This is a genomic window from Bacillus sp. JJ1503 (genome assembly GCF_036965125.1).
Lineage (GTDB): Bacteria > Bacillota > Bacilli > Bacillales > Cytobacillaceae > Cytobacillus.
This window is the reverse complement of record NZ_JBALOZ010000529.1, coordinates 1-1,560: the sequence shown is the minus strand read 5'-3', so window position 1 is coordinate 1,560 and position 1,560 is coordinate 1. Positions and strand designations below refer to the sequence as shown.

Genomic DNA, 1,560 nt, shown 5'->3' with positions numbered 1-1,560 from the left:
TATAACGCACTCGTCCCTTGCGATAGGGATGAGTGCGTTTTTTTATTTTTAAAAAGGAGTGAATCAATATGAGTATTAAAGTTCAATTCCAAGATGGACAAATAAAGGAATTTTCAAATGGCATTACTGTGGGAGAAATTGCGGAGTCCATTAGTACAAGTTTGAGAAAAAATGCGGTTGCTGGGATGGTAGATGGACAGCTGGTGGATCTAAGCCACAAGTTAGAACAGGATGCTGAACTCTCCGTTTTAACTCTTGATTCGAAAGAAGGACTTCAAATTTTAAGACATTCCTCAGCACATGTGCTGGCTCAAACAGTTCAAAGAATATATGGAAAAGTCAAATTAGGGATAGGACCTGTAATTGAAGATGGATTTTACTATGACTTGAAATTGGAACACAGTTTGACTTCAAATGATTTACTTGAAATCGAAAAAGAGATGGAAAAAATCATTAACGAGAATTTAGAAATTATAAGAATGGAGGTTTCCTATGAAGAGGCTGAAAAGCTTTTTAAGGAAAAAGGAGAGCCATTCAAGCTAGAAATATTAAAGGACATTCCGAAAGGGGAAAAAATCACTTTATATCAACAAGGAGAGTTTATTGATCTGTGCCGAGGCCCGCACCTTCCGTCTACTGGTTTTATTAAGTCTTTTAAATTAACTCGTGTATCGGGTGCGTATTGGCGAGGTAACAGTCAAAATGAGGTTCTCCAAAGAGTTTATGGTGTTGCCTTTAAAAAGAAGAAGGATTTAGATGAGTATTTACATTTCTTAGAAGAAGCGGCCAAACGAGATCATCGTAAGCTAGGAAAACAATTGGAGCTGTTCATGTTTTCCGATGAAGCGCCGGGAATGCCATTTTACTTGCCAAAAGGGCAGATTATTAGAAATGAATTAGAAAATTTTTCACGTGAGCTTCAAAGCAAGGCTTATTATGATGAGGTTCGTACTCCTTTTATGATGAATCAGCAGCTTTGGGAGAGATCGGGACACTGGGATCATTACCATGAGAATATGTATTTTTCCGAAGTCGATCAAACTAAGTTTGCGATGAAGCCAATGAACTGTCCTGGGCATATGCTCATATTTAAAAACAGTCTCTATTCTTATCGAGATTTGCCGATTCGATTGGCAGAGTTTGGGCAAGTTCACCGTCATGAGTACAGCGGTGCTTTAAATGGAATGCTACGGGTGCGCACTTTTTGTCAGGATGATGCTCATATTTTTGTTCGTGAGGATCAGATTGAAAGTGAGATTAAGGAGGTATTTCAATTAGTTGACCAAGTGTATCGCACATTTGGCTTTGAGTATTCAGTGGAGCTTTCGACTCGCCCTGAAAATTCAATGGGTGATGACAGCCTTTGGGAAATTTCTGAACGAGCATTAACAAATGTACTTGTGGATTTAGGGATCCACTATCACTTAAACGAAGGCGATGGTGCCTTCTATGGGCCAAAAATTGATTTTCACATAAAAGATGCCTTAAAACGAAGCCATCAATGTGCAACAATTCAGCTTGATTTTCAAATGCCGGAGAAATTTGATTTGAGTTATATCA

1 protein-coding gene is annotated in these 1,560 nt (G+C 38.4%); it reads left to right on the top strand.

Going from position 1 to position 1,560, the window contains the following annotated elements; all coding sequences use genetic code 11:
- Positions 1 to 68: 68 nt before the first annotated feature.
- Positions 69 to 1,560, top strand: a 1,492-nt coding sequence (thrS, locus tag V7149_RS26270; RefSeq protein WP_438824169.1) for a threonine--tRNA ligase, incomplete at its 3' end; no start/stop codon positions are given.